Below are 7,287 nucleotides of genomic sequence, written 5' to 3'. Positions count from 1 at the left end.
GGGTTCTGAGCGCCGCCGGTCGCTGGCAGCCAGCGCAGCAGCGCGGCATGCAGCAGCGCCGGATCCACCGGCTTGGCCACATGGTCGTTCATGCCCGCGGCCAGGCAGGCCTGGCGGTCTTCCGCAAAGGCGTTGGCGGTCATGGCCAGGATGGGCACTCGCGCGAGCGCCGGCTGCGCGCGCATCGCACGGGCGGACTGGAGACCGTCCATCTCGGGCATCTGCACATCCATGAGGATCAGATCGGGCGGGTCCTGGAGGGCGAGTGACAGCGCCTCGCGGCCATTGCCGGCTACGCGCACGATCATGCCTGCCTCGCGCAGCAGTTCGCGGGCGATCTCGGCATTGACCGGATTGTCCTCGGCGAGCAGGACCCGCGCGCCGCCGGCGAGTCGGCGCACGGCCTCGAGCGGGGTGTCGCCTGGCAGATCCTCCCGCCAGTCGTCCGGCGTCAGGGCGGTTGGGGCGGGCAGGGGAGAGGCAAGGGGCTCCTCGGCCCGCGCCACGCCCAGGCGCGCGGTGAACCAGAAGCGGCTGCCGCCCTGGGGCATCGGTTCACCACCGACATCGCCGCCCATCAGCCGGGCGAGGTGCCGTGTGATGGCCAGGCCCAGGCCGGTGCCGCCGTAGCGGCGAGTGGTGGAACTGTCGGCCTGCTCGAAGGGCTGGAAGAGCGAGCGGACCCGCTCGGGCGCGACCCCGATGCCGGTGTCGATCACGTCGAAGCGGACCATCACCGACCCGTCGGCCGCGGGCGCTCCCTCCACCCGCACGGTGATGCCGCCACGCTCGGTGAACTTCACCGCATTGCCGACGAGATTGAGCAGCGCCTGCGACAGGCGGGTGGGGTCACCGCGCAGGCGTGGCGGCAGCCCGTTCATCTCGACGCTCAGGCTGAGCCCCTTTTCGGCGGCGCGCCCGGCATTGATGGCCACGCTGCGCTCGACCATGGCCCGGACATCGAAGACCACCGCCTCGAGCTCCAGGCGACCGGCCTCGATCTTCGAGATGTCGAGCACTCCGTTGATCACTTCCAGCAGATACGCGGCGGCGTCAGCGACCTTGTCGAGGCGATCTCGCTGGACGGGCTCGGTATGCTCCCGCCGCAACAGCCGGGTCATGCCGATGATCGCGTTCAGGGGCGTGCGGATCTCGTGGCTCATGTTGGCCAGGAAGGCGCTCTTGGCCCGGCTGGCCTGCTCGGCCCGGTCGCGGGCGAGTTCGAGTTCGAGGTTGAGTTCTCGCAGGTGGTGTTCCACCTCGGCGGTCTGGGTGATGTCGGTGGCGAACCAGAAGAAGCCGCGCACCGAGGCGTCGCGATGATCGGGCAGGCGCACCACCAGCAGACGCCCGCCCAGCATCGCATCCTCGCTGCGCACCACCCGTTCGCCCCCCAGCACCCGCCTGAGCACCGCCTGCTGGCTGGCGGTGGCGGCCTCGCCCAGCAGCTCGGACATCGGCTTGCCGATCGCGTCCTCGCGGGAGCGCCCCAGCGCCTCGAGGCAGGCGCGGTTGGCAAAGCGCAGATGCAGCCCGGTATCCCAGTAGGCGATCTGCGTGGGCTGGTGGTCGAGCATCACGCGCGCGAAGGCATCGAATTCGTCGCGCGCAGCCTCGGCCCGCGCGAGATCGTGCGCCCGGGAGTCCGCCAGGGCCCGCTGACGCGCCTCGCTCAGCGCCAGTCGTTCGGCCACGCCGGTGCGCAGGCGGTCGGCCTTGAGCAGCCAGGCACACAGGCCGGCCATCAGCACAATGGGCAGCAGCAGCATCGCGCGGGTCTGGTGCTCGAAGCTGTCGCTGGCCTGCCAGAACTGCTCTCGAACCCCCTTGTCGAGCTGTTCCACCTGGTGCATCAGGCGCTGCGCCGATTCCAGCAGGTCCAGACGCTGGATCGGCCCGGGCCCCAGCCCATCGCGTTCAAGGCGCGCCAGCAGCGACTCGAGCTGCTCGCGCATCGAGTGCTGCTCCGGTGTGTCCTTGCCGCTGCGGACGAGGGCCAGACGATAGCTCTCGAGTGCTGCGGTCAGGCCGGTCCGGGCCTGGGCGAGCTGCGCGACCGGGTCGCTCTGGCCGGGCGCGATGGCCGCACCCAGGGCGAGCAGGCCCAGCGCCAGGCGGTCATCGGCCTCATCCAGGTCGCGCATCAGGAGGATGGTCTGGTCGAAGCGCCGGTGCGCGACCAGGTCGGCGGCCAGCACCAGCAGGCCGACCGCGAGCGAGACCACGATGCCGGCGATCAGGCGGCGTCGCCCGCGCAGCCCGACCCTGGGCAGGGCAGTGGACGCGGCCGCGGACGAGTTCCGGTGGCCGCCAGGTGTCTCGTGGTGGCTGCCGGCCGGAGGCGGATCGGGGGCGGGCGTGGGCATGGGATGGGCGCGTCGCCCCGAGACCCGGTGTCGCACTGCACGCCGGTCTGGCTCCGTGGGCGCCCGATGATGACCGATTTCAGCGCCCGCGGCCAACCCCGGCCGCGGGCGCCCCTGTCCTTGCGGCCGCCGCCGGCGTACCCTGCGGCGCGTGGCTCGGGCGGTCTGTCGCACGAGCCGGTGCCGGCGGCCAGCCCGAGCCGGCCTTTCGCCAGGAGCCCGCATGACCCGACAAGCCGTGATCGACAAGGCCCGCCAGACGCTCGCCTCGGGCGAGCTCTTTCGCACCCTCTCGCGCCGCGTGGCGATGCCCACCGAGAGTCAGAACCCGGATCGCGCCGCCGAGATGCGCCGCTATCTCGACGAGGAGATGATCCCGGCGCTGCGCGAACTGGGCTTCACCTGCGCGGTGCTCACCCATCCGAAGGCGCAGGCACCCTTCCTGGTGGCCGAGCGCCACGAGGACGATGCCCTGCCCACCGTGCTCGGCTACGGCCATGGCGATGTGATCCGCGGCCAGGACGACCGCTGGTACGAGGGCCTGTCGCCCTGGCGCCTGACCGAACGCGACGGCATCTGGTATGGCCGCGGCGTGGTCGACAACAAGGGCCAGCACACCCTCAACCTGGAGGCGATGCGGGCGCTGCTGGCGGTGCGGGGCCGGCTCGGCTTCAATGCCCGCTGGCTCATCGAGATGGGCGAGGAAACCGGCTCGCCGGGCCTGCGCGAACTGTGCGAGGCCCATGCCGACCGGCTGCGCGCCGACCTGCTGCTGGCCTCCGACGGCCCGCGCATCGCCCGGCGCAAGCCCACCCTGTTTCTGGGCTCGCGCGGCGGTCTCGGCTTTGACCTGACCATCGAGTCGCGTGCCGGCGCGCACCACTCGGGCAACTGGGGCGGGCTGATCTCCAACCCCGGCGTGCTGCTCGCTCATGCGATCGCCGCCATGGTCGGGCCCAACGGCCAGATCCGCGTACCGGGCTGGGTGCCGGAATCCATTCCCGATTCGGTACGGCGAGCGGTCGGCCAGCTCGCCTTCGAGCCCGGCCCCGGCGACCCCGAGATCGAGCCCTGGTGGGGCGAGCCCGGTCTGACGCCTGCCGAACGGGTGTTTGCCTGGTGCAGCTGCGAGGTGCTCGCCTTCGAGACCGGCAACCCGCGCCAGCCGGTGAACGCGATTCCGCCGAAGGCCTGGGCGCGCATGCAGCTGCGCTATGTGGTGGGGGTCGACCCCGATCGCCTGCTCGGGCAGTTGCGGCAGTTCCTCGACCGGCAGGGCCTGTCGATGGTGAAGATCGCGCCCTCGCGCGAGACCATGTTCCGGGCCTCGCGCATCGACCCTTCCCATCCCTGGGTGCAGTGGGCGGCGCAGTCAGTGCAGCACACCACCGGGACCGATCCAGCCATCCTGCCCAGCCTGGGCGGCTCGCTGCCCAACGATGTGTTCACCGAGGTGCTCGGCCTGCCCACCGTCTGGGTGCCGCACTCCTACCCGGGTTCGGCCAACCACGCGCCCAACGAGAATGTGCCGGTGAGCGTGATCGACGAGGGCCTGGGCATCATGGCCGGGCTCTACTGGGATCTCGGCGAGGCGGCCGCGCGCGAGCTGGCGGCGAATCCGGTGCCGATCGACACCCGCTGAGCAGCGGGCGCACCGCGCCGCGCAAGGCGCGCCGCCCGCCAGGGGGCGCCTTGCGCAAGGTCTGGCGCTCAGGCGGTCTTCTGCTCCTGCAGCCCGAGCTCGCGGGCCATGGCCTCGCGCATCACGAACTTCTGCGGCTTGCCGGTGACGGTCATGGGCAGCTCGCTGACGAACTTCACATAGCGCGGCACCTTGTAGTGCGCGATCTGGCCGCGGCAGAACGCGCGGATGTCCTCCTCGGCGGCGTGCTGGCCGGGCTTGAGCACCACCCAGCAGGCGACCTCCTCGCCGAAGCGCGGGTCGGGCACGCCGAAGACCTGCACATCCTGGATGGCCGGGTGGCGAAAGAGGTACTCCTCGACCTCGCGCGGAAACACATTCTCGCCGCCGCGGATCAGCATGTCCTTCACGCGGCCGACGATGTTGCAGAAGCCCTGCTCGTCGAGGGTGGCCAGGTCACCGGTGTGCATCCAGCCGTCGCGCACGGTCTCGGCGGTGCGGGCATCGTCGTTCCAGTAGCCCTTCATCACCGAGTACCCGCGGGTGCAGAGCTCGCCCTTGACACCCACCGGGCAGAGATTCCCGTCGGCATCGACGATCTTCACCTCGAGATGCGGCTGGATGCGGCCCACGGTGCTCACCCGGCGCTCCAGGGGATCGTCGGTGGCGCTCTGGAAGGACACCGGGCTGGTCTCGGTCATGCCGTAGGCGATGGTCACCTCGTGCATGTGCATCTGGGCGACCACCCGTTTCATGGTCTCGATCGGGCAGGGCGAGCCGGCCATGATGCCGGTGCGCAGCGTCGAGAGATCGAAGCGGCTGAACGCCGGGTGATCGAGCTGGGCGATGAACATGGTGGGCACGCCGTGCAGGGCGGTGCAGCGCTCATCGGCCACCGCCGACAGCGTGGCCAGCGGATCGAAGCCCTCGCCGGGGAAGATCATGGCCGAGGCCTCGGTCACGCAGGCCAGCACGCCCAGCACCATGCCGAAGCAGTGATAGAGCGGCACCGGGATGCACAGCCGGTCGGCGGCGCCCAGGCGCATGGCCTCGGCCACGAATCGGCCGTTGTTGACCACATTGTGGTGGGTGAGCGTGGCGCCCTTGGGGTTGCCGGTGGTGCCGCTGGTGAACTGGATGTTGATCGGGTCGTGCGGGTCGAGCGCGGCGGTGATCGCGTCGAGCCGGGCATGCAGCGCCGGGCTGGCCATGGCCAGCACCTCGGCGTAGTTGAACATGCCCGGCGTGCGGGCCTCGCCCATGCGGATCACGGTGCGCAGATGCGGCAGCCGCTCGCTGCGCAGCAGGCCGGGCGCGCACTGCGCGAGCTCGGGCGCCAGGGTGCGCAGCATCTCGAGGTACTCGCTGGTCTTGAAGCGGTCGGCGCTGACCAGCGCCTTCATGCCGACCTTGTTCAGGGCGTATTCGAGCTCGGCCAGCCGGTAGGCCGGGTTGATGTTGACCAGGATGGCGCCGATGCGCGCGGTGGCGAACTGCGTGACCAGCCACTCGACCCGGTTGGGCGACCAGATGCCCACGCGGTCGCCGCGCTCGATGCCCACCGCGAGCAGGCCGGCGGCGAGCTCATCGACCCGGGCGGCGAACTCGCGCCAGCTCCAGCGCACCTGCTGCTCACGGAACACCACGGCCTCGCGATCGCCGCCGCGCTCGACCGCCCGGGCGAGGAACTGCGGGATGGTGAGCTCGAGCAGGGCGACCTCGGTGTCGCCGCGGACCAGGCTCAGGCCGTCCCGCGGCACGCGGGGGTCGGCGGCGGATGGCGAGGCGCTCGGGGTGCTGGCGGACATGAGGGGCTCCGGAATTGGGCTGGATGCCCGATTATCGCGGATCGGCCGGCAGCAGGCGCCGAAGCAGGCGATAGATGCCGGGATCGAGCGGCTCTGCCGGTGCGCGACTGCGCAAGCCCTCGACGACCTGCGGATCGTCGGCCGAGCCGACATGACGCCAGTGCCAGAGCACATGCCATTGCGTCGCGCCGGTGGGGTCGTCCTCGCGCAGCGTGACCGGGCCCGATGCCGGCCAGGGCGGGACGCGCCACTCGGCCAGCGCCTGGGCCAGGGCCTGCCACTGGGTGCCTGCCGGCACATGCCCCACGCAGGCGCCGGCGCAGCGCCCGAGCTGGCGCCGGAAGCAGGGCTCGCCCGGTGCGCGTCGCTCCAGACCCAGCACGGCCAGGCACAGGCCGGCCTGGCTGGCGGCCTCGGCGAGGACTGCACGGGTGGCTGCGCGCGAGCCGAAGGGACCGAACAGCCCGCACTCCTCGCCGGGCGCGAGCCGATCGCCGCGCAACAGCACGGCCCGACGGCCCTCGGCGGGCAGCCGGGCGAACCAGGGCCAGACCCGCCGCTGGGCGATGTTGTGGCTGGGCTGCCGCTCGCGGATCCATTGCGCTTCGAGCAGGCGTGCGCCGAGCTCGCCGGCGGTGCGCCGCCATTCCAGGCGATGGGTTTCGGCGGCCAGCCGCGCGGTGCGCTCGCGGGTGGGGTCGGCGCTGAAGTGGCTGGCCAGGCGCCGGCGCAGGTGGCTGCTGCGGCCCACATAGAGCGGCTGGCCCCGGGCGCCGAGCATGGCGTAGACCCCTGGCCCCGCGGGCGCGTCTTCGAGCGCCTGCGCGGGCAGGTGCGAGGGCAGGCCGGGATGGCGCAGCAGCCGCGAGGCAGCCAGACGCAGCGCGCGCTCGCCGTGTCGAGCGGCCAGCGCCTGCACCAGGTCCCAGAGCGCGCGGGCATCGCCCAGCGCGCGGTGACGCTCGGGCGCCGTCAGCCGGTGGCGGGCCAGCAGGCCGTCGAGGGTGTGGTCCTCAGCCTGTGGTTCCAGCAGGCGCGACAGGCGCACGGTGCACAGGGTGCGGGCCGAGAAGGCGTGGCCGGCGCGCGCCAGTTCGGCGCGCACGAAGCCATAGTCGAATCGGGCCTGATGGGCGACGAAGACTGTGCCGTCCAGCTGGCGCAGCAGTTCGGCGGCCAGTGCCGGGAAGGCCGGCGCCCCCGCGCAGCGGGCCGCGGTGATGCCGGTGAGCCGGCTGATCACCGCCGGGATGGGCACGCCCGGGTCGACCAGGGAATGCCACGGGCTGGCCTGCCAGGTGTCGCCCGCGCGCTGCACGCGGATCACCGCGATCTCGATCACACGGTGGTGCTGGGGCGAGAGGCCGGTGGTCTCGACATCGACCAGGGCGAAGCAGGGCGACAGGGGCATGGCAGGGCGTCACTGTGGCGGCTGCCGGGCTCGTTTGACGAGCCCGGCGCCGGCTCGGCA

The 7,287-nt window shown here is 72.0% G+C and carries 4 protein-coding genes; 1 reads left to right on the top strand and 3 read right to left on the bottom strand.

The window, feature by feature from the left end; genetic code table 11:
• Positions 1-2,366, bottom strand: a 2,366-nt coding sequence (locus tag AC2H6A_RS05645) for a hybrid sensor histidine kinase/response regulator (RefSeq protein WP_484272167.1), incomplete at its 3' end; no start/stop codon positions are given.
• 223 nt (positions 2,367-2,589) lie between these two features.
• Here AC2H6A_RS05645 and AC2H6A_RS05640 point away from each other — a divergent pair.
• Positions 2,590-4,008, top strand: coding sequence for a M20 family metallopeptidase (locus tag AC2H6A_RS05640; protein ID WP_484272166.1), 1,419 nt, complete (start codon positions 2,590-2,592; stop codon positions 4,006-4,008).
• Between the two features lie 68 nt (positions 4,009-4,076).
• On the opposite strand, the gene AC2H6A_RS05635 is transcribed toward AC2H6A_RS05640, so the two are convergent.
• A complete protein-coding gene (locus tag AC2H6A_RS05635) occupies positions 4,077-5,816 on the bottom strand; it encodes an AMP-binding protein (RefSeq protein WP_484272165.1) in 1,740 nt (579 codons plus the stop codon).
• Between the two features lie 31 nt (positions 5,817-5,847).
• Positions 5,848-7,227 carry an exonuclease domain-containing protein gene (locus tag AC2H6A_RS05630; protein ID WP_484272164.1) on the bottom strand — a complete coding sequence of 460 codons (1,380 nt, stop codon included), beginning with the start codon at positions 7,225-7,227 and terminating at the stop codon, positions 5,848-5,850.
• Between the last annotated feature and the right edge of the window lie 60 nt (positions 7,228-7,287).

The organism is Quisquiliibacterium sp. (genome assembly GCF_982640115.1).
Note: the sequence above shows the minus strand (reverse complement) of the source record. Positions and strands in the feature narration are given on the sequence as shown.

What these genes read in the sequence shown, in the direction of transcription:
- AC2H6A_RS05640 (WP_484272166.1), top strand. Translation starts at nt 2,590, where the DNA reads ATGACCCGACAAGCCGTGATCGACAAGGCCCGCCAGACGCTCGCCTCG.
- AC2H6A_RS05635 (WP_484272165.1), bottom strand. Translation starts at nt 5,816, where the DNA reads ATGTCCGCCAGCACCCCGAGCGCCTCGCCATCCGCCGCCGACCCCCGC.
- AC2H6A_RS05630 (WP_484272164.1), bottom strand. Translation starts at nt 7,227, where the DNA reads ATGCCCCTGTCGCCCTGCTTCGCCCTGGTCGATGTCGAGACCACCGGC.